Origin of the sequence: Agromyces sp. NPDC058110, assembly GCF_042884735.1 — a bacterium.
GTDB lineage: Bacteria > Actinomycetota > Actinomycetes > Actinomycetales > Microbacteriaceae > Agromyces.
The window spans coordinates 269,736-293,763 of record NZ_JBHVTI010000004.1 but is presented as its reverse complement, the minus strand read 5'-3'; the positions used below and the strand labels follow the sequence as shown (position 1 = coordinate 293,763).

The following is a 24,028-nucleotide window of genomic DNA, read 5'->3' as shown; positions in this document are numbered from 1 at the left end:
GGCGGGCAACCACCGGTTCAGGGGGTTTCGACGGCGCGGTTCAGGCGACGTCGACGGCGCCGGCGGCGTCCGCCGGTTCGGCGACCGCGTCGACCGGGCGGTCGGCGGGCATCGAGTACTCGGTGTCGACGAGGATCGGCAGGTGGTCGCTCGCGCCGCGCGGCAGGGTCTCGACCTTGCGGATGTCGAACCCGGCGGAGGTCGCCAGGTCGAAGTGCCCGCGGAAGAACTTGTACCGCGTATAGGTGCGACTATCGCTCAAGGTGAGGTCGTAGCCGGCCTCTCGCACCTTCTCGGCCAGGTTGTCCTTGAAGATCGGGTAGTTGTAGTCGCCGACCATGAGCGTGGGCAGGTGCGGGCCCATGAGCTGCAGCTCGCCGAGCGCGGCCTTGATCTGGTGGCGGCGCAGCGAGTTCAGCGCCGTGAGCGGCGCCGCGTGGAACGACGCGACGATCGCCTCGCGCTCGTGCTCGACGTCGTATACGCGCGCGCCGAGCAGGCGCTCGTGCGCGGGGCGCAGCACGCGGTCGTGCATGGACTTCTTCAGCGCGACGGTGCGGAGGTCGCGCACCTCCATGCGGTCGGGCCGGTAGTACACGGCGAGCCCGAGCCTGCTGCCGACGGTCGAGTGGGCGAGGCGCAGCCGCCCCTCCTGCTCGGCGAGGTCGAGCGTGTCGGCCTCCTGGAGGCAGACGAGGTCGGGCGAGTAGCGCTCATCGAGCGCCGCGAGTTCGGAGATCGCGCGGTGCTTGCGGAGGTTGTAGCTGATCACCAGCATTCGATCAGGATATGCCGCCAGCCCATGAACGGGGTGGGGTTGCGCTGCGAGTTCCCCGCACGTTACCGCCGGAGTCTCAGGCGACGGATGCCGCGGCCGCCGACTGGGTGCGCGACTACCAGGAGAAGCACGGTCACGCCGGGGCTGCGGGCGGGGCCGTAGCGTGCGGGCAGGAGCAGACGGAGGGAGACCGCCATGGATCTCGGACTCGACGACCGGATCGCGGTCGTGACCGGGGCGGGGAGGGGCATCGGGCTCGCGACGACGCGCGCCCTGGCCGATGAGGGGGCGATCGTCGTCGCGGGATCGCGGTCGATCACGCCCGAGCTGCGCGAACTCGCCGTCGGCGGCCGGGTGCACCCCGTCGAGGTCGACCTCTCGACCGCGCACGGACCCGAGGAACTCGTCGCGAGGGCCGACGACCTCGGCGGTCTCGACGTCCTCGTGAACAACGTCGGAGCGGTGCACCTCCGCACCGACGGATTCCTCGCCGTCACCGACGACGAGTGGCGGGCGACGCTCGAGCTCGACTTCCTCGCGGCGGTGCGGGCGATCCGTGCCGCCGTGCCGCGCATGCAACGGCGAGGCGCCGGAACCGTCGTCACGATCGCCTCGGTGAACGCCTACCTGCCCGATCCGGGCGTCATCGACTACTCGGCGGCGAAGGCCGCGCTGTGGAACGTCTCGAAGTCGCTGTCGAAGGAGTTCGGCCCGAGCGGCATCCGCTTCAACACCGTGAGCCCCGGCCCCGTCGCCACCGACCTCTGGCTCGGCGAGCACGGGGTCGCCGAGACGATCGCGCGTGCGACGGGCACCGACGTCGACACCGCGCGCGAGAACGCCGTCGCGGCGCAGGGCGGGTTCTCGACCGGCCGCTTCACCCCGCCGTCGGAGGTCGCCGACCTCGTGCTGATCCTCGCCGGCGCCCGCGCCGGCAACGTCACCGGGGCCGACTTCATGATCGACGGCGGCCTCGTCAAGACCCTCTGACCTTCGCGCACCATCCACTTCGAGCAGAAACGAGCAGATCATGTCGCATGCACCCGTCGTGCTGATCCACGGCCTGTGGATCCACTCCAGCGCCTGGGCGCCCTGGATCGAGTACCTCGCCGTGCGCGGGTACGAGGCCACGGCCCCCGGCTGGCCCGGCGACCTCGACGACGTCGCCTCGACGCGCGCCGACCCGTCGGGGCTGAACGACGTCGGCATCAGCGAGATCTGCCGGCACTACGCCGACCTCATCGACCAGATGCCCGAGAAGCCGATCGTCATCGGGCACTCGTTCGGCGGCCTCATCGCGCAGGAGCTGCTGGCGCACGGCTACGCGGTCGCGGCCGTCGCCATCGACCCCGCCCCGATCAGGGGCGTCACCAAGCTGCCGTTCTCGCAGCTGCGCTCGGGCCTGCCGGTGCTCGGCAACCCCGCGAACCGCCACCGCACGGTCGCCCTGACCGCAAAGGAGTTCGCCTACAGCTTCGGCAACATGCTCTCGCGCGAGGACTCGGATGCGCTCTTCGAGCAGTGGACCATCCCCGGGCCGGGCAGGCCCCTGTTCGAGGACGCGACGGCGAACTTCACCAAGGACTCGCCCGCCGCGGTCGACACGCACCTCGCCGACCGCGGACCCCTGCTGCTCACGAGCGGCTCGGAGGACCACACCGTGCCGCTGTTGGTCACGACGGCGGTCGCGAAGCTCTACGCCGATTCGCCGTCGGTCACCGACCTGCACGTCTTCGAGGGCCGCGGTCACTCGCTCACGATCGACGCCGGCTGGCGCGACATCGCCGACGTCTGCGTCGACTGGCTGGAGGCCAAGGGCTTCTGACCGGATGCCGCGGCGACCGCGACTCCCGCGCGGAGCCGTTCGACCGCGGCCTCCGACGGGCTGCCCGGCTCCGGGTGGTAGATCAGGATGACCGGATCGTCGCTGCCCGCGAAGCAGAGCCGTTCGAACCTCAGCTCGAACGCGCCGACCTGCGGGTGCTGGAGCCGGTTGACCCCGGTCGAGGCCGGCTTCACCTCGATGCGCGCCCAGAGCGCACCGAATTCGGCGCTCGCCCTGGTCATCTCGTCGACCAGGGCGGGGAGCGCCGGATCGGCGGGCGGAGTCGCGGCCTGCGCCCGCAGGTAGGCGACCATGCGCTCGCGCATCTCGTCGCGGTTGAGGTAGAGCGCGGCGAGCGCCGGGTCGAGGAACGCGTCGCGCACCAGGTTCACCCCTGGAGTGAAGCTCGGCGACACGGCGCGGGCGAGCGGGTTCGAGGCGATCACCGTCAGCATCCGATCGTGCGCGAACGCCGGAGTCGACGAGAGCGCCTCGACGAATCCCGTCAGATCGGCGGTCGCGGTCGACGGCCTGACCGTGCGGTCGGGCGCGAGGCCCACGAGCAGGCGCAGGAAGTCCTCCGTCGAGCGGTCGAAGCGCAGGGCCCTCGCGATCGCCGCCACGACCTGGGCCGACGGATGCCGCTCGCGACCCTGCTCGAGGCGCAGGTAGTACTCGGAGCTGATGCCGGCGAGCACCGCGACCTCCTCGCGCCGGAGGCCCGGCACGCGCCTGGCCCGGTCGCCCTGCGGCAGGCCGACGTCCTGCGGGCGCAGCGACTCGCGCCGCGCACGCAGCAGCTCGCCGATCTGGTTGTCGCCCATCATGGCCACACAGTAGTGCTCCGCCCGCGCGAGGGGGAGGGGCGCCCGCGGCTCCGCCGTGCGGAATCATCCGCGACCGCCCTCCACCTGTCCGAGCGGTGGCAGGATGGCACTCATGCGTGGCGACGACGAGCGGTTCGAACCGGGGTCGCCCGATGCACGCGCCGAACTCCTCGCCCTGTGCGAGCGCGGCATCACGTGGTACTCCGACTCCCCGAGGTTCCGGCTGGAGCCCGCGCCCACGCGGCCTGCGGCGGTGCTCGTGCTGTTCGGGGCGCTCGACGACGTGCCGGCCGTGTCGGGTCGTCCGCCCGTCGCCCGCGACCTCGACGTGCTGCTGCTCCGCCGGGCCGCGACGCTCGGCAGCCACCCCGGGCAGATCGCGTTCCCGGGCGGGCGGCTCGAGGCCTCCGACGACGGGCCGATCGCCGCGGCGCTTCGCGAGGCCGCCGAGGAGACGGGCGTCGACCCCGACGGCGTCGAGCCGCTCGGCACGCTCGCCCCGATGCCGCTGCCCGTGAGCAACCACCTCGTGACGCCGGTGCCCGCGTGGTGGACCAGGCCGTCGCAGGTCGCCGCCGTCGACCACGACGAGTCGGTCGAGGTGTTCCGGGTGCCGGTCGCCGACCTGCTCGACCCCGCCAATCGCGGCACGACGGCGTTGACCTTCGAGGACCGCACGTTCCGGGGCCCGGCGTTCACCGTCGGCGGCCGCGTCGTCTGGGGGTTCACGGCGCTCGTGCTCGCGGGCATGTTCGACGAGCTCGGCTGGTCGGTGCCGTGGGATCAGGACCGCCTCGTGCAGCCCGACGACCTTCGGCGCTGAACCCGATCGGAGGGGCTCGTCAGTGCGGGGCGTCGGCGCGGTTCCAGAGGGCGAGCTTCTCGGGGTTGCGCATGATGCGCACGCCCACGATGCGCTCGCCCTCGACGTCGAGCACGGTGACCGAGTCGACGACCCCGCCCTCGGTCGCGGTCAGCACGAGTCCGTCGGCGGTCTCGTGCACGTCGGTGCGCATCGACTCGCCGCGGCGGCCGATGATGCCGAGCAGGAACCGCGCGACGCGGTCTGCGCCCACGACGGGCCTGCGGGCCGCGTTCACGAGTCCGCCGCCGTCGGAGATCGCCACGACCGACGGGTCGAGCACGCGCAGCAGGCGATCGAACTCGCCCGACGCGGCGGCCTCGAGGAACGCCCGAGTCGTCGCGGCGTGCTGCTCGCGCGTCGCCGCGCCGGCGCGGCGCTCGCGGATGTGCCGGCGGGCCGACGACGCGAGCTGACGGCACGCGTCGGGCGTGCGCCCGACGATCTCGGCGATCTCGGCGAACGACATCGCGAACACGTCGTGCAGCACGAACGCGACGCGCTCGGCCGGCGTGAGCGACTCGAGCACCACGAGCATCGCGGTGCTCACCGATTCGTCGAGCGCTACCCGGTCGAGCGGGTCGGCCGTCGCGGATGCCGCCGACAGGCCGATCGCACCGAGCCCGCTCGACGGCAGCGGTTCGGGCAGCCACTCGCCGACGTAGTGCTCGCGACGGGCCCGCGCCGACCCGAGCAGGTCGAGGCAGATGCGGCTCGCGGTGCGCATGAGCCACCCGCCCACGTTCTGCACGTCATCGCGCTGCTGCCGCGACATCCGGAACCACCTGGCGTACGTCTCCTGCACCGCGTCCTCGGCGTCGGCGACGGTGCCGAGCATGCGGTACGCGAGGCCCATGAGTGCCGGGCGCTCGGCGTCGAGGGTGGCGGCATCGGGGTCGACGCTGAAGCCCTGGCGAGGTTCCGACATGGCTCAACCCTGCCACGGGCCTTGCGTCCGGCGGTGCTGCGTCGTCGATGCAGTGAGCGCCCATCGCGCACCGAACAGGAGGACACATGAGAATCGCCGTCGCCGGAGGAACCGGAACCGTCGGAACCCACGTCGTCGAGGCCGTGCGCGAGCGCGGGCACGAGGTCGTCGTGCTCACGCGCTCGAACGGGGTCGACCTCGTCGCGGGCACGGGCGTCGCAGCCGCGCTCGAGGGCGTCGACGCCGTGATCGACGCCGCGAACGCGAACGCGAGATCGGCCTCCGCGGCCGAGGAGTTCTTCACGACGACCACGCGCACGCTGCTCTCCGCCGAGCGCGCGGCCGGCGTCGGGCACCACGTCACGCTCTCGATCGTCGGCATCGACCGGGCGCCCTACGGCTACTACGCGGGCAAGGTCGCGCAGGAGCGCGCGGCCGAGCAGGGCGACGTGCCGTTCACCATCATGCGCGCGTCGCAGTTCCACGAGTTCGCGGCGCAGATGCTCGGCATGCTCTCGTTCGCGGGGCTGCATCTCGCGCCTCGCCTCGCCTCGCAGCCGGTCGCCGCCCGTGAGGTCGGGCAGCGACTGGTCGAGCTCGCCGAGCGGGGGCCGGCCGGGCGCAGCCCCGACTTCGCGGGACCCAGGCGCGAGGATGTCGCCGACATGGTGCGCCGCCTCGCGAAGGCCAGGGGCCTGCGCGGCCCGGTGCTCGCGGTCGCGCTGCCCGGCAAGCAGTTCTCGGCCATGCGCCGCGGCGACACGCTGCCCGGCCCCGACGCGGTGCTCGGCACGCAGACCTTCGACGCGTGGGTGGCCGAGCAGCGCCGGGCCCGCGGCGCCGCTACGGCGTGATCTCGTCGACGAACGCGAGCGCGTCGGCCGCGATCGCCGACCAGCGTTCGGCGCCGGCCTCGTAGGGCACGGCCGCCCACTCGCGCATCGGACGGCCGCGCATGACCATGTTGTCGAGCCCGAGCTCGTCGATGCGGGCCTCGGGGAGCTTCACCACGAGGCGGCCGTCGGTCGAGACGAACGCGAACAGCTTGCCGCGCACCGAGTAGCCCTCTGATCCGAACATGCGGCCGACCGCGACATCCGCCCGCTCCCTCGCGTCGCCGGTCACCGCCTGCAGGCGTTCGAGCCCTCGTTCGCGATCGTGCATGCGCCGAAGCTACGGCGTCGCGGCCGGGTCGGCAAGGGGCGGCTCGGGGTCGCCGGGGCCGGCGGCGGCGCCCGCCCCGGCGTCGCCCGTCGCGCCTGCGCCCGAACCCGCGCCGCCGACTCCGCGGTCGTTCGCGTCGTGCCAGCGCACCATCCACCGGTCGGGCTCGGCGAGCGGCTCGAACCCGAACCGCTCGTACAGGCCGTGCGCGTCGGCGGTGGCGAGCATCGAGCGGCGCAGGCCGAGCGGCTCGAGGTCGGCGATCACGCCCTCGATCAGCGCGACGCCGATGCCGAGTCCGCGCACCGACGGGTCGACGTACACGTCGCACAGCCACGCGAAGGTCGCAGCATCCGTCACGATGCGGGCGTAGGCGACCTGCGCGCCGGTCGTCGCGTCGTAGACACCGTAGTTGCGCGACCCCGCGATCGCGGCCTCCTGCTTCTCGCGCGTGCGGCCGAGCGCCCAGTAGGCGTCGGTCGACAGCCAGCGGTGTACGAGCGCGCGGTCGAGGTCGGCGGGGTCAGCGGAGAAGCGGTGTCCGGCGTGCATCCCACCATCTTCGGGCACGCGGCACGGCCCGAGGGAGGGATGGCGGGCTCATCGGCAGGTCGTGACCGGTGCTTGGCAGGAACCGCACCGATGCGCGTGCGGGCCTACTTCGACATGTCGAAGCCCGTGACCGCCTCGCCGTCGGGCTCGTAGACGAGCAGCATCGCCCCGCTCGGGAACACCCGGGGCGGCTGCGCGAGCGTGAACGCGCCGGGAACCCCGATGCCGTCGAAGAGACGCTTGCCGGCCCCGAGCGCGACGGGGTACAGGTACAGGTTGAGGCGATCGACGAGCCCCGCCGCGAGCAGCGAGCGGGCCAGATCGCCGCTGCCGATCACGTGGATGTCGTCGAACCGGTCCTTCAGCGGCCGCACCTGCTCGACGTCGGAGAGCGCCGTGGTGCCGGCCCACTCCGGGTCGGCGAGCGTGCGCGACACCACGAACTTCGGCAGCGCGTTGAACGTCACGGCGATCGGCTCGTCGCCCCGGTGCGGCCAGAAGCCGGCGAAGATGTCGTAGGTCTTGCGCCCCAGCAGCAGCGCGTCCATGCGCTCGATGCCCTCGCCGATCGCGGCGCCGTTCTCCTCGTCGAGATAGTGCCCCTGCCAGCCGCCGAGGTCGAACCCGCCCTCCTCGTCTTCGTCGGGGCCGCCGGGGCCCTGATAGACCCCGTCGAGCGTGATGAAGAGGTCGACCGAGACGATTCCCATGGTGTGCTCCCTCGCGTTCCGTGGCAGCCGAACGCCCGATCGGGGCCCGGCGCGACCATCATAGGAAGCCCATCGGAGATCCACAGGGGGTTGCGGGATGCCGCGGCCACACTGGTCGCACGCAGGCCACCGCCCGAAGGAGCAGGACATGACCAACGACCCCCGCTGGATCGACGCCGACGGCAACGAGATCGACGAGGACCACCGCGGGCTCGTCTACGACATCCGCACGCTCGTCGACCGCAGGCGCGCTCTCGGCATCTTCGGCGGCGTCGGGCTGACCGCGCTGCTCGCGGCCTGCGCGGCCGACGAGCCGAAGGCCACGGCCACCGCGTCGCCGAGCGGTACGGCGTCGGCAACGCCGACCCCCACGCCGACCCCCACTCCCTCGGCGACCGCCGCGGCATCCGGCCCGATCGACGAGGTGCCGGACGAGACCGGAGGCCCGTACCCCGCCGACGGCTCGAACGGCGTCAACGTGCTCGACGACTCGGGCATCGTGCGCAGCGACATCCGGTCGTCGTTCGGATCGTCGACCACGGTCGCCCAAGGCGTGCCGCTCACGATCGCGCTCACGGTGCGGGATGCCGCGACGGGAAGCGCGCTCGCCGGCGCCGGCGTCTACCTGTGGCACTGCGACCGCGACGGGGCGTACTCGCTCTACTCGAACGGGCTCGAGAACGAGAACTACCTGCGCGGCGTGCAGGAGACCGATGCGAACGGTACGGTGACCTTCACCTCGATCTACCCGGCCTGCTACAGCGGCCGCTGGCCGCACATCCACTTCGAGGTCTACTCCGACGTCGCGACGGCGGTCGCGAGCGGGCCCATCGTGAAGACCTCGCAGATCGCGCTGCCGGAGGAGACCAACGCGGTCGTGTACGCGACCCCCGGCTACGAACAGAGCGTGCGCAATGTCTCGCAGGTGAGCCTGTCGAGCGACAACGTGTTCAGCGACGACGGCGGCATCCACCAGATCGCGAACATGTCGGGTTCGGCGTCGGCCGGCTACACGGCGGCGCTCACGATCGGGGTCTGAACGCCGACGGCGAGCGGATGCCGGTGGCCGCCGCCCGTGCGCTCAGCGCGCGCGGAACCGACGCACGGCCTCGGTCGCGACCTCGTGGTCGATCACGTCGGGCTCGCCCGACACCGTGATGGTTCCCACGAGCTCGCCGTCGACCCGGATCGGCAGCGAACCGCCGTGCGCCCGGGAGATGTCGTGGTCGACGTCGTCGCGCTCGTCGAACGGGGTGCCGGCCTCCTCGTGGCGGCGCCGCACCAGCAGCGACGGCTCGCCGAACCGCTCGACGACGGCGGCCTTGCCCGCGAGCCACTCGTCGTTGCCGCGCCCCGTGTCGCGCAGCTTCGCCTGGAAGACGACGTCGCCGCGCAGCACGATGCGCACCGCGAGGTTGAGGCGCCTGGTGCGGATCACCTCGATGGCCGTGACCCCGAGATCGACCGCGTCGTCGTTCACGAACGACGGCAGGTCGAGCTGCGGCTGGGACTCGAGGTCGGCGACGGTGAAGACGGGAAGCTCGGACATGTCGACTCCTCACGAACGGTCCGCCCCAGAGTAGTGCGACCGGCGACGGCGGGCGAGTCCCGCGTCCGCGGGGCGTCATCGACGGTGTCGGAGGCCGATGCGAGACTGGTCGGGTGCTGCTCGCCGAGCTCGTCACCACCTCCACCGCCGTCGCCGCGACCCGCTCGCGCCTGGCGAAGATCGAGGCGCTCGCCGACCTGCTCGGGCGGCTCGCGCCCGATGAGATCGTGCCCGCCGTCGGGCTGCTCGTGGGCCGGCCCCGACAGGGTCGGCTCGGGGTCGGATGGCGGGGCGTGGCCTCGGCCACGGCGTCCGTCGAGCCCGCGGCCCTGGCGGGTCTGACCGTCGCCGACCTCGACCTGGCGTTCGAGCGGCTCGCCGCGGCATCCGGAACCGGGTCGAGCGCAGACCGAGCCCGCGAGCTGCTCGACCTGCTCTCGCGCGCGACCGCCGACGAGCAGGAGTTCATCGCGCGCGCCCTGCTCGGGGAGATGCGCACGGGCGCGCTCGAGGGCGTGCTGACCGACGCCGTCGCCGCAGCCGCCGACCGGCCGGCCGCGAGCGTGCGCCGGGCCGCGATGCTGCAGGGCGACCTCGGGGCCACGGCGCTGCTCGCGCTCACGGGCACGGCCGCCGAGCTCGACGACGTCGGGCTCGTGGTCGGGCGACCGGTGCAGCCCATGCTCGCGGCGACCGCACCGAGCGCGGCGGCGGCGATCGAGACCACCGGCGAGGCCTCGGTCGAGGTCAAGCTCGACGGCGCGCGCATCCAGGTGCACCGGGTCGGCGACGACGTACGCGTGTTCACCCGCAACCTCGCCGACATCACGCACCGGCTGCCCGAGGTCGTCGAGATCGTGCGAGCACTGCCCGTGCACGACGTGATCCTCGACGGCGAGACGCTCGCACTCGACGAAGACGGCGGGCCGCGCCCGTTCCAAGAGACGATGTCGCGCTTCGGCGCCGATGCCGAGCGGGCGACGCTGCTGCACCCGTGGTTCTTCGACGTGCTGCACGTCGACGGGCGCGACCTCATCGACGAGCCGTTGTCGACCCGCATCGCCGAGCTCGGTCGCATCGCCCCGGCGCACCGCATCCCCGGCGAGATCACGGCCGACCCCGAGGTCGCCGAGCGCGTCTCCCGCGAGGCGCTCGCCGCGGGCCACGAGGGCGTCGTGGTCAAGGCGGTCGACGCGCCCTACGCGGCCGGGCGACGCGGCGCGAGCTGGATCAAGGTCAAGCCCGTGCACACCTACGACCTCGTCGTGCTCGCGTGCGAGTGGGGGTCGGGGCGCCGCACCGGGCTGCTGTCGAACCTGCATCTCGGGGCGCTCGACGCGGCGGGCGAGTTCGGCGAGCCCGGGTCGTTCGTGATGGTCGGCAAGACGTTCAAGGGGCTCACCGACGAGCTGCTCCGCTGGCAGACCGAGCGGTTCCCCGAGATCGAGACGAGGCGCACGGCCAACACGGTGTTCGTCGAACCCGTGACGGTCGTCGAGATCGCGATCGACGGCGTGCAGCGCTCGAGCCGGTACCCCGGCGGCATCGCACTGCGCTTCGCGCGGGTCAAGCGCTACCGCGACGACAAGCCGGCCGCCGAGGCCGACACGATCCAGACCCTGCGCGGGCTCCTCCGAGGCTGACGCCCCCGGCATGGCGGATGCCGCGACGCGGGCGTAGCCTGTGCGCGAGCCGCGGCATCCGCTCGTCTCGTCGGTGCGATCGAGACCGGTGCCCCGAGCAGACACAGGGGGAGACCATGGCGAACCTCGTCGTGCACTTCGAGATCCACGCGTCGGAGCCGCAGCGGCTCATCGACTTCTACTCCGAGCTGCTGGGCTGGCGCTTCACGCAGTACGGCGACATCCCGTACTGGTCGATCGACACCGGCGAGGGCGCGATCGGCAACGTCGCGGGCCAGCCGGGGCACGGCATCAACGGCGGGCTCACGCAGCGCATGGGTCCGCAGCCGGCCGTCGGCGCGCCCGTCACCGGCGCGAACGTGGTCGTCGGCGTCGACGACATCGACGCGCTCTTCGCGAAGGGCCTCGAGCTCGGGGCGACTGAGGCGCTGCCGCTCGACGACATGCAGGGCATCGGGCGTGTCGGCTACCTGCTCGATCCCGACCACAACGTGTTCGGCATGATCTCGCGGATCCTCTCCGACGGCACCAACACGATGGATCAGGCCGCGGGCTGATCCCGCACGCCGGGCGAGTCCGGCAACGTCACGGTCCGGCAACGACCGGGCGGCACGCGCGCGTGCGCAGGGTCCGTTCAGCCGCACGCTCGTAGGCTGTTCCGGTGCTCGCCCTCATTCGCCACGGACAGACCGACTGGAACGCCGCCGGACGACTGCAGGGCCGAACCGACATCCCGCTCAACGACGTCGGCCGGGCGCAGGCCCGGGCCGCCGCCGCCGACTTCGCGGGCGGGTACTGGGAGGCCGTCGTGAGCTCCTCGCTCGGGCGGGCGCGCGAGACCGCCCAGATCCTCGCCGATGCGCTCGACCTGCCGTTCACCGGCGCCTACGACGAGCTCGTCGAGCAGGAGTACGGCGAGGCCGAGGGCATCACGTCGCGCGAGCTGGCGATCCGCTGGCCCGACCGGGTGATCCCCGGCAAGGAGGACGACCGCGACGTCGCCGAGCGCGGCGTGCGCGGGCTGCACCGCATCGCCGCCGACCACGACGGTCGGCCCGTGCTGGCCGTGGCCCACGGCGCGTTCATCCGGCAGACGCTCGCGGCCATCTCCGGGCACGACCCGCGCCACTACCCGCGGTTCGACAACCTGTCGTCGTCGGTCGTGCAGTACGCGAACGCCGCCTGGCACGTGCGCTCGATCGGCGACGTGCCCTACCTCGAGGCGGCCGTGGCCATCGAGCGCCGGGCGGCCGAGGCCGCGCCGGCCGCGTAGTCGACACGCGTCGGTCGGCGATCCTCGGCGACTCGCGCGCCCCGTGACGGCCGTGTTTCGGTTCGGAGACGGATCGCGCGCCGACGGCGACGGCGCCCCGGTGCCGACGTAGACTCCGAAAATGGAGGCTCCCGGCAGCACGACCCTGGTCGTGGTCGGCGACGAGGCGTCGCAGGCCATCCGCTCGCTCGAGCGCCTCGCGAACGTGCAGGCGGCGAGCCTCTCGGAGGCGAGCGACGACGAGGTGGCCCGCTGGCAGGCGTCGTCGTCGGCGCCGTACGTCGTGCACGACCACGATCCGCTCGGGCACGTCGCGGCCGCCTGGGTGGAGTTCTTCGACGACCAGTCCACGTTCGGCGTGCTGGAGCTCGAGATCGAACGGGCGATGGATGCCGCGGGCAGGCGTGCGATCAGCGTGCCCGACTACTACGTGGTGCTGCACCCCGAGGTGCTGCCCGTGACGTGGAAGCACTGGTGGCTCGGCGTGCTCGCGAGCGAGTCGCCGACGCGGGTCATCCCGTGGCCGTCGGCCGATGCGTCGCTCGCGTCGCTGCTGCGCCGCCTGCCGACGGGGCGGGCCTGGCCCGAGGTCGCGTCGTGGTTGCCCCGCGTGCCGATGTCGGTGCCCGACCGGGTCGGGCTGCACGTCGGCGACGAGCCCACCGGCGAGGCGTGAGCGCACGACGCACGACGCACGACGCACGACGCGCGGGCGCTCGGCCGTCCGGACGCGCCGATGCCCGCCCCGGCTCGGCCGGTGCGGGCATCATGCGGTTCGGAGCAGTGGTGCGGATGCGGCATCCGATCAGACGGTCGCGGCGTTGGTGTCGTGCGCCTCGGCCCAGGCGAGCGCGTCTTCGGCGACCTCTTCCCAGCCGTCCTGGCTGACGATGCGGTGCGTGCGGCCCGGGTACTCCTTGTAGTCGACGACCGAGGGGCTGCCCGAGTCGCGGTACTTCTTGAGGATCGCCTTGCCGATGGCCGGCGGCACGACGTGGTCGATCTCGCCGGTGATGATGAGCAGGGGAGCGCGGTCGGTCTTGCCGTACTCGACGTGCGACGCGCCGCCCTTCTCGTTGAACGCGGCCGCGACGCCCTCGAAGAACACCCGGTTGTACGAGTTCACCGCGTACTGCTCCCAGAGCTCGTCGGATGCCTCGCGGCTGAGGTCGTTGCCGAAGGTGAAGTGGAAGTGCGCCTTCGAGATGGGCTTGGCGCCGTTCTTGCCGAACGGGTTCGAGAGGATCGGGAACCCGGTGCGGAGGGTCGACGGCGGGAGGGTCGTGATGCCGGCCGTCTGGCCGGGGGTGACGGCGACGTAGGCCGAGCCGAGGTCGCGGTCGGCGAGCATCTGGATGAGCACGCCGCCGAAGGAGTGGCCCATGATGATGGGCTTCACGGGCAGTTCGCGGATGATGCGCTCGTAGTGGTCGGCGATCTGCTTCAGGCCGATGCCCTTGAGGGCTTCTGGGTTGGAGCGGATGTCGGCGACGTCGCGGTCGTCGATGCCGGGCCAGCCCGGGCGGATGACGCGGTGGCCGCGGGCTTCGAAGTACTCGGCCCAGGTGTCCCAGCTCTTGGGGGTCATCCAGAGGCCGTGGACGAGGACGATGGGGGTCTTGTCGGTGGTGGTCATGATTCCTGCTCCTTGTCGGTCCGGTCCGTTCGGTCCGGGATTCGTTCCTGTTCGGTGACCGTTCGGTAAGTAGAACGATCGGTCTGCTTTCTGGTATTCCCGAATGTAGACCCCTCCGCGAGGGAATGTCAAGAAAAAGTAGACAGAACGTTCTATAATTAACCTCATGGCAACACGAACCACCCCGGCGGGGGCCTCCCTGGCCCGCGAGAAACTGCTCCAGACGGCATCCGACCTCTTCTACCGGGAGGGCATCCACGCCGTCGGCGTCGACCGCATCATCGGCGAGGCGGGCGTCACGCGCGCCACGTTCTACCGGCACTTCCCGAGCAAGGAGGACCTCGTCGAGGCCTACCTCGGTGTGGAGGACGCGACCATCCGCGGCGCGTTCGAACGAGCCGGCGCCGAGACCGACGACCCCGAGCGGCTGCTCGAGCTCGTCATCGACGGGCTCGCCGACGACGTCGCGCGCCTGCACACACGCGGCTGCCCGTTCATCAACGCCGCCGCCGAGTACCCCGAGGCCGACAGCGGCGTGCGCGTCACGGTCGACGAGCACCGCACCTGGTTCCGCGAGACGCTCGAGGCGCTGCTCACCGGCGCAGGCGCGGCCGACCCCGCCGTCGCCGCCGGCCAGCTCGTGCTCCTCCGCGACGCGGCCATGGTCGGCGGGTACCTCGACGGCTGGGAGCGCGTGCGCCCCGCGTTCATCGGCGCCGCTCGGCGAGCGGCCGGCCTCGACGGCTGACGCCCGCCGCGGCATCCGATCGCCCGAGTCCCGCTCTGTGGCGACCTGTTGCAGCCGACTTCGCGACGCTCAGGTCGCGGCGCTATCGTCGTTGCAGCCACCCAACCGTTCCGGAAGGACCTCCCCGCGCGATGACCGAGACCGCCTCGAAGTCGTCCTCCCGTCTCGTCGAGTGGATGCGGCCGCGCCGTCGCCTGATCGGGTGGACGGCGCTTCTCTCGGTCGTCGCCGTGGTGCTCGTGGTCGTGCTCGCGCGCTGGCTGCGCGGCACCCCGGGCGGCGAGGCGTTCATCGCCGACTACCCGGGCATCGTGCCGCCGCCCGAGGGCACGCCCGTCGGCATCCCGGCCTGGCTCGGCTGGCAGCACTTCCTGAACTCGTTCTTCCTGCTGCTCATCGTGCGCACGGGCTTCCAGTTGCGGTCGAAGCAGCGCCCGCCCGGCTTCTTCACGCGCGACAACACCCGCTGGCCGCGCACGAAGCGCGCGCCGCGCCGCCTCGGCATCTTCCTCTGGTTCCACCTCTGGCTCGACGCGTTCTGGATCCTCAACGGCGCCGTCTACGTCGTGGTGCTCTTCGCGACCGGCCAGTGGTTGCGCATCGTGCCCACCGACTGGGCCGTCGTGCCGAACGCGCTCTCGGCCGCGCTGCAGTACGCGTCGCTCGACTGGCCGACCGAGAACTCGTGGGTCGTCTACAACTCGCTCCAGCAGCTCGCGTACTTCGCGATCGTGTTCATCGCCTCGCCGCTCGCGCTGCTCACCGGCCTCCGCCTCTCGTCGGTGTGGCCGCCCGAAGGCGCACTCGTGCGGGCGTTCCCCGAGAAGCTCGCCCGCGCCGTGCACTATCCGGTCATGCTGTTCTTCCTCGGCTTCGTGTTCGTGCACGTGGTGCTCGTGTTCACCACCGGCGCGCTCGTGAAGCTCAACCAGATGTACCTCGCGCGCGACGCCGACGACTGGCTCGGCTTCATCGTGTTCGCCCTCTCGGTCGTGGTCATGGCGGTCGCCTGGGTGCTGGCCAAGCCGCCGCTGCTGAAGCGCATCGCGGCCAAGGGCGGCACGGTCCGCGGCTGACGCGCCGTCGTGCCCGCGGTATCGTGCCGCAGGTGGAGCTGCTCTCGAACGACGACCTCGACGACCTCGAACGCGAGTTCATCGGTCGGCTGCGGGGGCGCGTGCTCGAGATCGGCGCGGGTGAGGGCGAGAACTTCGGCGCGCTGCATCCGGATGTCGTGTGGCGGGGCCTCGAGCCCGACGCCGGCCGTCGACGCGAACTGGCCACGCGGGCGCGCGAGTGGCGGCACGACCCGACGCCGCTCGACGCGACGGCCGAGCACATCCCGTTGCCCGATGCGTCGCTCGACGCGGTCGTCGGCACCTACGTGCTCTGCTCGGTGACAGATGTCGCGGCCGTGGCCGCCGAGGTGCGGCGCGTGCTCGTGCCCGGCGGGCGGGTCGTGTTCGTCGACCACGTCGCGGCTCCGCGCGGCACCGCGAAGCGAGTGGTGCAGAACCTGGCGACCCCGATCGCGACGTGGCTCGACCACGGCTGCCACTGGAACCGCGATCCCGAGCCGCTCCTGGAAGCGGCCGGCTTCACGGGCGTCGACGTGCGGCGCATGCGGGTGCGCTCGAGGCCCTTCGGCCCGGTGCCCGTGCTGCTCTACGAGGGCGTCGCGCCGGGCTGAGCGAGGTCTCGTGCCGCGTCGTCGTCGAGCACGGCCCGCGCGAGCATCGTCGCGCCCGCGACCGCGGCCGGCATCGTGAAGACCGCACCGAGCGGCACCATGAAGCAGAGCTGGGTGGCCACGCCGAAGCCCAGCAGCCGTGCCCGGTGAGCGCGCAGGAGCGCGCGGCGCGCGTCGGCCGGGATGCCGCGTGACTCGAACGCGCGCCCGGTGAGCTCCCACGCGAGCAGCCGGCCCGAGAGCACGACGCCGAGCACGGGTGCGAGCACCCCGCCGACGATCGGCACGAGCCCGCTGAGTCCGACGCCGATCGACACCAGCACGCCGAGGCCGATGAACGCGACCGCGTCGCGCGCCGACCGCCAGAACCCCAGGCCCTCGCCCGTGGGCTCGCCGCCGAGATCCTGCTCGACCGCGAACCAGATGCGCTCGTAGAAGGGGTCGCCGACGAGCAGCGCGAGCCCCGTGAACGTCACGGCGGCGAGCACGATCGCGCCGCCGAGCAGCAGTGCGCCGATCGCCGTGCGCGTGATCGTGGCCCACGGCTCGACCCAGCCCGCGGCGAACGGCGTCATCCAGACCGTGATCGACGGCAGGCTCACGCCGAGCGCCACCAGCGCGACGATGACCACGACCCAGACGATCGCGGCGGGCACGAGCCCGAGCAGCATCGCACCGGGCTGCCTGCGCCAGAACCCGAAGCCGCGCAGCAGCATGCGCGCACCCGAGAGGAACCGCTGGATCATCGGGGTTCAGCCTAGGCTGGCCGGGTGGCGAACTCCCTCGACGTGCGGCTCCCCGACGGCAGATCGCTGCGCGCGTACGACACCGGTGCACCCTCCGAGGCCGGCGCGTCGGATGCGGCGGGCGTGCTCATGTGGCACCACGGCTCGCCCCAGACGGGCGCGCCGCTCGACCCGGTCGTGGCCGCGGCGGCGGCGCGCGGCATCCGCGTCATCTCGTATGCGCGCCCGTCGTACGGCGGATCGTCGCCGCATCCGAGTCGCGACGTGGCGTCGGCGGGCGACGACGCCGTTGCGGTGGCCGATGCGCTCGGCGTCGACCGGTTCTTCGCGATGGGCGCGTCGGGCGGCGGGCCCCATGCGCTCGCGGGCGCGGCGCGGCATCCGGATCGCGTGATCGCCGTCGTCTCGCTCGCCGGACTGGCGCCGTTCACCGACCGGTTCGACTGGTTCGGCGGCATGCGGGCGCCCGGCGGGTTGCGATCCGCGCGCGAGGGCCGCGCCGCGCGGGCCCGGTTCGCCGAGACCGACGAGTTCGACCCCGAGCAGTTCCTGCCCGCCGACTTCGCCGCGCTCGATGCCGGCTGGGCCGACCTCGGGGCGGATGTCGCGCGGTCGGCCGAGTGGGGCGACGACGGGCTCATCGACGACGACGTGGCGTTCGCGTCACCGTGGGGGTTCGACCTCGCCGAGGTGACCGTGCCGGTGCTGGTCGTGCAGGGCGAGGGCGACCGCGTCGTGCCGCGCACGCACGCGTCGTGGCTCGTCGCGCACCTGCCCGATGCGACGGCCTGGTTCCGGCTCGACGACGGGCACGTCTCGGTGCTCGATGTCGTGCCCGACGCGATGGACTGGCTGCTCGCGCGCTGACCGCGGAGCCCGCTCGCCGAGGGCAGGCGGCTCGCCGCGTTCGCGGTGCCTCCCGCCGCTCGGGCAGTGGAGGGTGTTGGATACCTGCATGAGCGACCAGGGCACCCGAATCACGTCGAGCCGTCCGAGCCGCATCGGCGGGCCGGAGGCGTGGCTCGTCTGGGTGCTCGCGACGACGTTCGTCGTCTGGCTCTTCGCGATCCAGACCGGGTATGCGGTCGTCTCGCCCGAGATCCAGCAGGATGCGGGCCTCACGCTCGCCCAGGTCGGCCTCGCGGCCTCGATCTACACGTGGGTGTTCGCGCTCGTGCAGTTCTTCTCCGGGTCGCTGCTCGACCGCTTCGGCAGCCGCCCGCTGCTGGCGATCGCGGTCGCACTCGTCGCGGTCGGGGCGTTCCTCTACGCTGGCACCACGGACTTCGCGACGCTCGCCGCCGCGCAGGCGGTGCTCGCGGTCGGCGCCTCGTTCGGCTTCGTCGGCGCCGGGTACATCGGCGGCAAGTGGTTCGTCGCGGCGCGGTACGGGCTCATGTTCGGGCTGGTGCAGGCCGCGGCGAGCCTCGGCTCCGCGATCGGGCAGCCGGTCATCCTCCTGCTGCTCGGCGCGCTGAGCTGGCAGCAGCTGCTGCTCGCGTTCGGCGTGTTCGGCGTGCTGCTCGTGATCCTCTTCGTCGTGATCGTGCGCGATCCGGTCGTCGCCGATGCCGCGCCCTCGACTGCGCCCCGCGGCAACGTGATCGCCGTCATCCTGCGCGACCTCGGGCACTGCTTCGCGACCCGCGACGTCGTGCTCTCCGCCCTGTTCGGCGGCGCCGCATTCGGCACGATGCTCGCGGTCGGCACGCTGTGGGGCCCGCGCATCATGGAGGCCAGGGGCGCGCCGACCGACTTCGCCACCGTGCTCACGGCGCTCGCGTGGCTCGGGCTCGCCGTCGGTGCCCCGCTCGTCAACATCGTGTCCGATCGATGGCGCAGCCGGAAGGTGCCGGCCGTCGTGTGGCTGCTCCTCCAGGCCGCCGCCATCGCGCTGGTGATCTACCTGCCGACCGAGGGGCAGGGCGTCGCCGTCGTGCTCATGTTCGCGGTCGGCCTCTTCTCGGGCGTGCAGATGCTCGGCTTCACGGTCGCGGGCGAGTCGGTCGACGGAGCCTACATCGGCAGTGCCTCGGCGATCGTGAACGGCGTGTGCTTCCTCATCGGCGGCCTGCTCACCTCGATCCCGTCGTCGCTGATGCCGGCCGACCCCGCGCTCGCCGACTACCAGGCCGCGCTCTGGCTGATGCCGGCGGTGCTCGTCGTCGGCGCCGTCGCCGCCGCCCTGCTCCGGGATCGAGTCGGGGACCGGAGTGTCGTGGACCCGGCGTAGTCGACGCCGATAGGGTCGAGCCGAAGTCGGGATACATGAGGGGATGTCATGCCGTACTACCTACCGAGCTCCACGTCAGGTGACCACGCGATCCGCGGGCACGTCGTCACGGTGACGGGGGATCCGTTCCTCGAGTCCGATGTGCTGGTCGAGCACACCGACGGACTCATCATCGTCGAGGGCGGGGTGATCACGTCGGTGGGGCCGTACGACCAGACGAAGCACCTGCTCGCCGACGGCGCGCACGTCGACCACCACCCCGACGGCATCATCACCGCCGGGTTCATCGACACCCACATCCACTACGTGCAGACGGGGATCATCGCGGCCTTCGGGGCCCAGCTGATCGACTGGCTGAACACGTACACCTTCGTCGCGGAGCAGAAGTTCGTCGACCAGGCGTACGCCGATGCCGTGGCGAAGGTGTTCTTCGACCAGCTGCTCTCGAACGGCACGACGACCGCGCTGACGTTCGCGGCGGTCTACCCGCAGTCGGTCGACGCCTTCTTCGAGGAGGCGACGCGGCGCAACATGCGCATGGTCGGCGGCAAGGTCATGATGGACCGCAACGCCCCCGAGCACCTGCTCGACACCGCGCAGTCGAGTTACGACGACTCGAAGGCGCTGATCGAACGCTGGCACGGGAAGGGGCGCAACCACTACGCGGTCACGCCGCGGTTCGCGCCGACCTCGACGCCCGAGCAGCTCGCCGCGGCCGCCACGCTGCTCCGCGAGCACCCCACGACGCTGATGCACACGCACGTGAGCGAGAACCTCGGCGAGATCGCCTGGGTCAAGTCGCTGTTCCCCGAGGCGAACGGGTACCTCGACGTGTACGACCGGGCCGGGCTGCTGCGGCCGGGCGCGGTGCTCGCGCACGGCGTGCACCTGACGGCCCACGAGCGGCTGCGGGTGCACGAGACGGGGTCGGCGATCTCGCACTGCCCGACCTCGAACCTGTTCCTCGGCAGCGGCCTGTTCCACGTGCACCAGGCGAAGAACCACACGCACCCGGTGAAGGTCGGGCTCGGCACCGACATCGGCGCGGGCACGAGCTTCTCGCTGCTGGCGACGATGAACGAGGCGTACAAGGTCGCCCAGCTCACCCAGTACCCGCTCGACTCGATCAAGATGCTCTACCTCGCGACGCTCGGCAGCGCCGAGGCCCTCGGGCTCGACGACCGCATCGGCTCCATCGAGGTGGGCAAGGAGGCCGACCTCGTCGTGCTCGACACCAAGGCGACACCGCTGCTCGAGTTCCGCAGCGCCCAGGTCGAGAGCCTCGAGGAGCAGCTCTTCGTGCTCGCGACCATGGGCGACGACCGCGCGATCGCGACGACCTACATCGCCGGGGATGTCGCGTACTCGCGCGACGGCCACTAGGAACCACTGACCCGTACCGTCCGAGCTTCACCAAGGGGAACTGGAGCACCGATGTCAGACACCACCACCAGCGCCGACGGAACGCCGGGCGCCGCGACCGCCGTTCCGGCGCAGTCCGCCGGATCATCGACGGGCCACGCCGCGTACTACCACGGGTCGCACCAGTGGTTCCACGGCGACCATCGACGCATCGGCGGTCCGGAGGCCTGGCTCATCTGGGTGCTCGCGACCACCTTCGTCGTGTGGCTGTTCGCGATCCAGACCGGATACGCGGTCGTCTCTCCCGACATCCAGAACGACGCGAGCCTCACGATCGGGCAGATCGGCCTCGCGGCATCCATCTACACCTGGGTGTTCGCCCTCGTGCAGTTCTTCTCGGGTGCGCTGCTCGACCGGTTCGGCCCCCGACCGCTGATGGCGATCGCCGTCGCGTTCGTCACCGTCGGCGCGTTCCTCTACGCGGGCACCACGAACTTCGGTACGCTCGCCACCGCGCAGGCGGTGCTCGCGATCGGCTCGTCGTTCGGCTTCGTCGGCGCCGGATACCTCGGCGGCAACTGGTTCGGCGCCGCGAAGTACGGCCTCATGTTCGGCCTCGTGCAGACGTTCGCGAGCCTCGGCTCGGCCATCGGGCAGCCGCTCATCCTCGCCACGCTCGACAACCTCACCTGGCAGGAGCTGCTCGTCGCGTTCGGCGTGTTCGGCGTGATCCTCACGGTGCTGTTCTTCGCGTTCGTGCGCAACCCAGCACCGGCACCCGGCGTGGTCGTCGAGAAGCCGAAGGGCAACGTCTTCGCCAACATCCTGCGCGATCTCGGCAAGGCGTTCTCGAACGTGCGCGTCGTGCTCGCGTCGATCCTCGCGGGTGCGTCGTTCGGTGCGATGCTCGCCGTCGGCACGCTGTGGGGCCCGCGCATCATGGAGGCCCGCGGCGCCGAGACCGACTTCGCGACCGTGCTCACCGCGCTCGCCTGGCTCGGCCTCGCCGTCGGTGCCCCGCTGGCGAACATCGTGTCGAACCGCTGGGGCAGTCGCAAGTGGCCGGCCTTCTACGCGCTGGTGCTGCAGGCGCTCGCGATCGCCCTCGTGATCTACCTGCCCGAGGAGGGCAAGGGCGCGGCGCTCACGCTCATGTTCGCGATCGGCTTCTTCGCCGGCGGCCACATGCTCGGCTTCACGATCGCGGGCGAGGTCGTGCCCGGCCGACTCGTGGGCAGTGCGTCGGCCATCGTCAACGGCATCTGCTTCATCGTCGGCGGTCTGCTGCAGTCGATCCCGAGCCAGCTGCTGCCCGACGACGCCGACCTCGCCGACTTCCAGACGGCGCTGTGGCTGATCCCGGTGGTGGTCGTGATCGGTGCGATCGCGTCGCTGTTCATCTCCGAGAAGAAGCCGGCCACGGCAGCCTGAGCGCGACCGCCAGAGCTGCGGATCCCTGAGCACCGAACCCCCTGAGCCCCGATCGGGCTCAGGGGGTTCGTCGCGATTCAGCCGAGCGAGTCGAGGGCCTGCACGAGGTCGCGGTGCAGGTCGTCGACGTGCTCGAGGCCGACCGAGAGGCGCACGAGGCCGTCGGGGATGGTTGGCTGCTCGAGCTGCCAGCGGCGGCGGCGCTCGAAGGTCGACTCCACGCCGCCGAGGCTCGTCGCGTGCACCCAGAGCGCGGTGCGCTGCACGAGCGCGTCTGCGGGCTCCTTGCCCCCGCGCACGACGATGGAGATGATCGCCCCGAACCCCGGGTAGCGCACCTCGTCGAGGGCGGGGTGGCCGTGCAGGCGCGAGGCGAGCTCGGCCGCGGTCGCCTGCGCGCGTTCGAGCCGCACCGGCAGGGTGCGCAGGCCACGCAGCGCGAGGTAGGTCTCGAACGGTCCGGGGATCGCGCCGAACAGGGTGCGGTACGCGGTCACGCGCTCTGCGAGCTCGTCGGTCGCGGCGACGACCGCACCCATGAGCACGTCGCTGTGGCCCGAGATGTACTTGGTCGCCGAGTGCACGACGAGGTCGGCGCCCGATTCGAGCGGGCGCTGCAGCAGCGGCGTCGCGAACGTGTTGTCGACGGCCACGAGGGCGCCGTGCTCGTGCGCCGCGGTCACGATCGCCGGGATGTCGGCGAGCTCGAGCGCTGGGTTCGTGGGGGACTCGATCCACACGAGGTCGGCACCCGCGACGGCGGCCGCGACAGCGGCGGTGTCGCTGATGTCGACGTACGCGACGGCCAGTCGTCCCTGCGCCGCGAGCTGGTCGAGCTGGGCGACCGTGCCGGTGTACGAGTGCCGGGGCGCGACGACCCGCCCTCCGGTGGGCACCAGGTCGACGACCGCGGTGATCGCCGCCATGCCCGACGCGAACGCGACGGCCCGGCCCCCCTCGAGCCCGCCGAGCGCCTCCTCGAAGGCGGTCCACGACGGGTTGCCGTAGCGGGCGTACTCGAGGTCGCCGCCGGCGACGTAGGTCGAGGTGAGGTGCACCGGCACGTTCATCGGCGCATCGGGCGTGTGCGCGGGACGACCGGCGATGATGAGGCGCGTCTCGGGGTGGAGCGCGGGCGTCGCGGTCGTCGGTTCGTGCACGGGGGCCTCCGGAAGAGCATGGGGTGGGATGCCGCGGCTGGGACACGCGGCCTCCGTCAGCGTAACCCGGGTGCGACGCGCATCCCGAAGCGATGACGCGACGCGACGATGTGAGCGCGTGCGACGCGGCATCCGTTCCCGCGCGATGCGCAAGGGGGATGACAGCGGCCGCGCTCCCGCCTAGCGTCGGAACATGGGCTCAGACATCCGCACCTCCACGGTTCCCCGCAGCATCGCCAGATGGCTCCTCGCCCTCGGGCTCGTCTTCGCGGGGGTGAGCCACCTGACGTTCGCCCGCAAGGAGTTCCGCGCGCAGGTCCCGACGTGGGTGCCGATGGACGCCGACGGCGTCGTCGTGGCCTCGGGAGTGGTGGAGGTCGCGCTCGGCAAGGCGCTCGTCGTGCTGCCGAAGGAGCGCCGTCGCATCGGATGGATCGTGGCGGCGTTCTTCGTGGCCGTCTTCCCGGGCAACGTGGCGCAGTGGCGCGAGCGGCGCGACGCGTTCGGCCTCACGACGGATCGGTCACGGCTCGCGAGGCTGTTCTTCCAGCCGCTCCTCGTGGTGCTCGCGATCTGGTCGACGAGGCCGCCGAAGCACTGACGGATGCCGCGGCGGGCCGCTCGCGGCCGGCCGCGCGTACCGCCTACCGCGGTGCGCGGACGAGCGAGATGATCGCGGCGATCAGTCCGACGCCGCCGACGAGGGCGATGACCCCGAACACGGACCAGATCACGGATTCGATCGACATGGAGCTTCCCTTCGAGGTCGTGCCTTCCATTCTGGCGTGCGCGGCACCGCCGGTAAAGCCGGACGAGGCGAGGTCCGGGGTCGGAAAGCGTGGATAGGTGAGGCTCGCCTAAAAAGAAAATCGGCTGTGATCTGGGGTAAGTCGGCACGTTTGCATGGCGGT

The 24,028-nt window shown here is 72.0% G+C and carries 27 protein-coding genes; 17 read left to right on the top strand and 10 right to left on the bottom strand.

The features are described from left to right. Positions 1–40: 40 nt before the first annotated feature. The gene (locus tag ACFVS8_RS11555) at positions 41–778 is read right to left on the bottom strand and encodes an endonuclease/exonuclease/phosphatase family protein (protein WP_387061900.1); all 738 of its coding nucleotides are present in this window, start codon (positions 776–778) and stop codon (positions 41–43) included. 195 nt (positions 779–973) lie between these two features. Between ACFVS8_RS11555 and ACFVS8_RS11550 the strand changes: the two genes are divergently transcribed. Next, the gene (locus ACFVS8_RS11550) at positions 974–1,768 is read left to right on the top strand and encodes an oxidoreductase (RefSeq protein WP_387061898.1); all 795 of its coding nucleotides are present in this window, start codon (positions 974–976) and stop codon (positions 1,766–1,768) included. Positions 1,769–1,808: 40 nt separating this feature from the next. Beyond that, positions 1,809–2,603 (top strand): alpha/beta hydrolase, encoded by a 795-nt coding sequence (locus tag ACFVS8_RS11545; protein WP_387061895.1) that lies wholly within the window; start codon positions 1,809–1,811, stop codon positions 2,601–2,603. Here the strand turns inward: ACFVS8_RS11545 and ACFVS8_RS11540 are convergent. Further along, on the bottom strand, positions 2,525–3,430 hold the full coding sequence (locus ACFVS8_RS11540) for a helix-turn-helix transcriptional regulator (RefSeq protein WP_387061892.1): 906 nt from the start codon (positions 3,428–3,430) through the stop codon (positions 2,525–2,527). The two genes, ACFVS8_RS11545 and ACFVS8_RS11540, sit on opposite strands and share 79 nt — an antisense overlap. A gap of 112 nt (positions 3,431–3,542) precedes the next feature. On the opposite strand from ACFVS8_RS11540, the gene ACFVS8_RS11535 reads away from it, so the two are divergent. Continuing rightward, positions 3,543–4,253, top strand: a complete 711-nt coding sequence (locus ACFVS8_RS11535) for an NUDIX hydrolase (RefSeq protein WP_387061890.1) — start codon at positions 3,543–3,545, stop codon at positions 4,251–4,253. A 19-nt stretch (positions 4,254–4,272) separates the two neighbouring features. On the opposite strand, the gene sigJ is transcribed toward ACFVS8_RS11535, so the two are convergent. Next, entirely contained in the window at positions 4,273–5,220 is a 948-nt protein-coding gene (sigJ, locus tag ACFVS8_RS11530) for an RNA polymerase sigma factor SigJ (RefSeq protein ID WP_387061887.1), read from the bottom strand. Between the two features lie 86 nt (positions 5,221–5,306). Between sigJ and ACFVS8_RS11525 the strand changes: the two genes are divergently transcribed. After that, positions 5,307–6,074, top strand: a complete 768-nt coding sequence (locus ACFVS8_RS11525) for an SDR family oxidoreductase (RefSeq protein ID WP_387061884.1) — start codon at positions 5,307–5,309, stop codon at positions 6,072–6,074. Here ACFVS8_RS11525 and ACFVS8_RS11520 read toward each other — a convergent pair. The 3 genes from ACFVS8_RS11520 to ACFVS8_RS11510 form a co-directional block, all read right to left on the bottom strand. Then, the gene (locus ACFVS8_RS11520; RefSeq protein ID WP_387061881.1) at positions 6,064–6,384 is read right to left on the bottom strand and encodes a hypothetical protein; all 321 of its coding nucleotides are present in this window, start codon (positions 6,382–6,384) and stop codon (positions 6,064–6,066) included. The two genes, ACFVS8_RS11525 and ACFVS8_RS11520, sit on opposite strands and share 11 nt — an antisense overlap. Before the next feature lie 9 nt (positions 6,385–6,393). Beyond that, entirely contained in the window at positions 6,394–6,936 is a 543-nt protein-coding gene (locus tag ACFVS8_RS11515; protein WP_387061878.1) for a GNAT family N-acetyltransferase, read from the bottom strand. 104 nt (positions 6,937–7,040) lie between these two features. Beyond that, positions 7,041–7,646: a dihydrofolate reductase family protein gene (locus tag ACFVS8_RS11510; protein WP_387061875.1), complete on the bottom strand. Its 606-nt coding sequence runs from the start codon at positions 7,644–7,646 to the stop codon at positions 7,041–7,043. Positions 7,647–7,794: 148 nt separating this feature from the next. On the opposite strand from ACFVS8_RS11510, the gene ACFVS8_RS11505 reads away from it, so the two are divergent. Then, positions 7,795–8,685, top strand: coding sequence for an intradiol ring-cleavage dioxygenase (locus ACFVS8_RS11505; RefSeq protein ID WP_387061872.1), 891 nt, complete (start codon positions 7,795–7,797; stop codon positions 8,683–8,685). A 42-nt stretch (positions 8,686–8,727) separates the two neighbouring features. Here ACFVS8_RS11505 and ACFVS8_RS11500 read toward each other — a convergent pair whose 3' ends face one another. Next, the gene (locus ACFVS8_RS11500) at positions 8,728–9,195 is read right to left on the bottom strand and encodes a heme-degrading domain-containing protein (RefSeq protein WP_387061869.1); all 468 of its coding nucleotides are present in this window, start codon (positions 9,193–9,195) and stop codon (positions 8,728–8,730) included. A gap of 113 nt (positions 9,196–9,308) precedes the next feature. On the opposite strand from ACFVS8_RS11500, the gene ACFVS8_RS11495 reads away from it, so the two are divergent. The 4 genes from ACFVS8_RS11495 (at position 9,309) to ACFVS8_RS11480 (ending at position 12,787) form a co-directional block, all read left to right on the top strand. Continuing rightward, the gene (locus ACFVS8_RS11495) at positions 9,309–10,838 is read left to right on the top strand and encodes an ATP-dependent DNA ligase (protein ID WP_387061867.1); all 1,530 of its coding nucleotides are present in this window, start codon (positions 9,309–9,311) and stop codon (positions 10,836–10,838) included. Between the two features lie 116 nt (positions 10,839–10,954). Further along, entirely contained in the window at positions 10,955–11,395 is a 441-nt protein-coding gene (locus ACFVS8_RS11490; protein WP_387061865.1) for a VOC family protein, read from the top strand. A 104-nt stretch (positions 11,396–11,499) separates the two neighbouring features. After that, positions 11,500–12,111 (top strand): histidine phosphatase family protein, encoded by a 612-nt coding sequence (locus ACFVS8_RS11485; RefSeq protein ID WP_387061863.1) that lies wholly within the window; start codon positions 11,500–11,502, stop codon positions 12,109–12,111. Between the two features lie 121 nt (positions 12,112–12,232). Beyond that, positions 12,233–12,787, top strand: coding sequence for a hypothetical protein (locus tag ACFVS8_RS11480; RefSeq protein WP_387061860.1), 555 nt, complete (start codon positions 12,233–12,235; stop codon positions 12,785–12,787). Between the two features lie 129 nt (positions 12,788–12,916). On the opposite strand, the gene ACFVS8_RS11475 is transcribed toward ACFVS8_RS11480, so the two are convergent. Continuing rightward, a complete protein-coding gene (locus ACFVS8_RS11475; RefSeq protein WP_387061858.1) occupies positions 12,917–13,747 on the bottom strand; it encodes an alpha/beta hydrolase in 831 nt (276 codons plus the stop codon). Positions 13,748–13,913: 166 nt separating this feature from the next. Between ACFVS8_RS11475 and ACFVS8_RS11470 the strand changes: the two genes are divergently transcribed. The 3 genes from ACFVS8_RS11470 to ACFVS8_RS11460 all read left to right on the top strand — a co-directional run bounded on the left by ACFVS8_RS11470 (position 13,914) and on the right by ACFVS8_RS11460 (position 16,185). Then, a complete protein-coding gene (locus ACFVS8_RS11470) occupies positions 13,914–14,495 on the top strand; it encodes a TetR/AcrR family transcriptional regulator (RefSeq protein WP_387061856.1) in 582 nt (193 codons plus the stop codon). Between the two features lie 131 nt (positions 14,496–14,626). Continuing rightward, positions 14,627–15,571 carry a hypothetical protein gene (locus tag ACFVS8_RS11465; protein ID WP_387061853.1) on the top strand — a complete coding sequence of 315 codons (945 nt, stop codon included), beginning with the start codon at positions 14,627–14,629 and terminating at the stop codon, positions 15,569–15,571. A gap of 32 nt (positions 15,572–15,603) precedes the next feature. Continuing rightward, positions 15,604–16,185, top strand: coding sequence for a class I SAM-dependent methyltransferase (locus ACFVS8_RS11460; RefSeq protein ID WP_387061850.1), 582 nt, complete (start codon positions 15,604–15,606; stop codon positions 16,183–16,185). Here the strand turns inward: ACFVS8_RS11460 and ACFVS8_RS11455 are convergent. Beyond that, entirely contained in the window at positions 16,161–16,931 is a 771-nt protein-coding gene (locus tag ACFVS8_RS11455; protein ID WP_387061847.1) for an EI24 domain-containing protein, read from the bottom strand. The two genes, ACFVS8_RS11460 and ACFVS8_RS11455, sit on opposite strands and share 25 nt — an antisense overlap. A 24-nt stretch (positions 16,932–16,955) precedes the next feature. Here ACFVS8_RS11455 and ACFVS8_RS11450 point away from each other — a divergent pair, with 24 nt between their 5' ends. The 4 genes from ACFVS8_RS11450 to ACFVS8_RS11435 all read left to right on the top strand — a co-directional run bounded on the left by ACFVS8_RS11450 (position 16,956) and on the right by ACFVS8_RS11435 (position 21,957). Then, positions 16,956–17,798 carry an alpha/beta fold hydrolase gene (locus tag ACFVS8_RS11450; protein ID WP_387061844.1) on the top strand — a complete coding sequence of 281 codons (843 nt, stop codon included), beginning with the start codon at positions 16,956–16,958 and terminating at the stop codon, positions 17,796–17,798. Positions 17,799–17,886: 88 nt separating this feature from the next. Continuing rightward, on the top strand, positions 17,887–19,164 hold the full coding sequence (locus ACFVS8_RS11445) for an MFS transporter (RefSeq protein ID WP_387061840.1): 1,278 nt from the start codon (positions 17,887–17,889) through the stop codon (positions 19,162–19,164). A gap of 48 nt (positions 19,165–19,212) precedes the next feature. Next, positions 19,213–20,547 carry a guanine deaminase gene (guaD, locus tag ACFVS8_RS11440; protein WP_387061837.1) on the top strand — a complete coding sequence of 445 codons (1,335 nt, stop codon included), beginning with the start codon at positions 19,213–19,215 and terminating at the stop codon, positions 20,545–20,547. A 51-nt stretch (positions 20,548–20,598) separates the two neighbouring features. Further along, the gene (locus ACFVS8_RS11435) at positions 20,599–21,957 is read left to right on the top strand and encodes an MFS transporter (protein ID WP_387061834.1); all 1,359 of its coding nucleotides are present in this window, start codon (positions 20,599–20,601) and stop codon (positions 21,955–21,957) included. Positions 21,958–22,034: 77 nt separating this feature from the next. Here the strand turns inward: ACFVS8_RS11435 and ACFVS8_RS11430 are convergent, their stop codons facing one another. Then, positions 22,035–23,117, bottom strand: a complete 1,083-nt coding sequence (locus ACFVS8_RS11430) for a trans-sulfuration enzyme family protein (RefSeq protein WP_387061830.1) — start codon at positions 23,115–23,117, stop codon at positions 22,035–22,037. A 193-nt stretch (positions 23,118–23,310) separates the two neighbouring features. Here ACFVS8_RS11430 and ACFVS8_RS11425 point away from each other — a divergent pair, with 193 nt between their 5' ends. Next, positions 23,311–23,718, top strand: coding sequence for a hypothetical protein (locus ACFVS8_RS11425; protein WP_387061827.1), 408 nt, complete (start codon positions 23,311–23,313; stop codon positions 23,716–23,718). Positions 23,719–24,028: the final 310 nt, after the last annotated feature.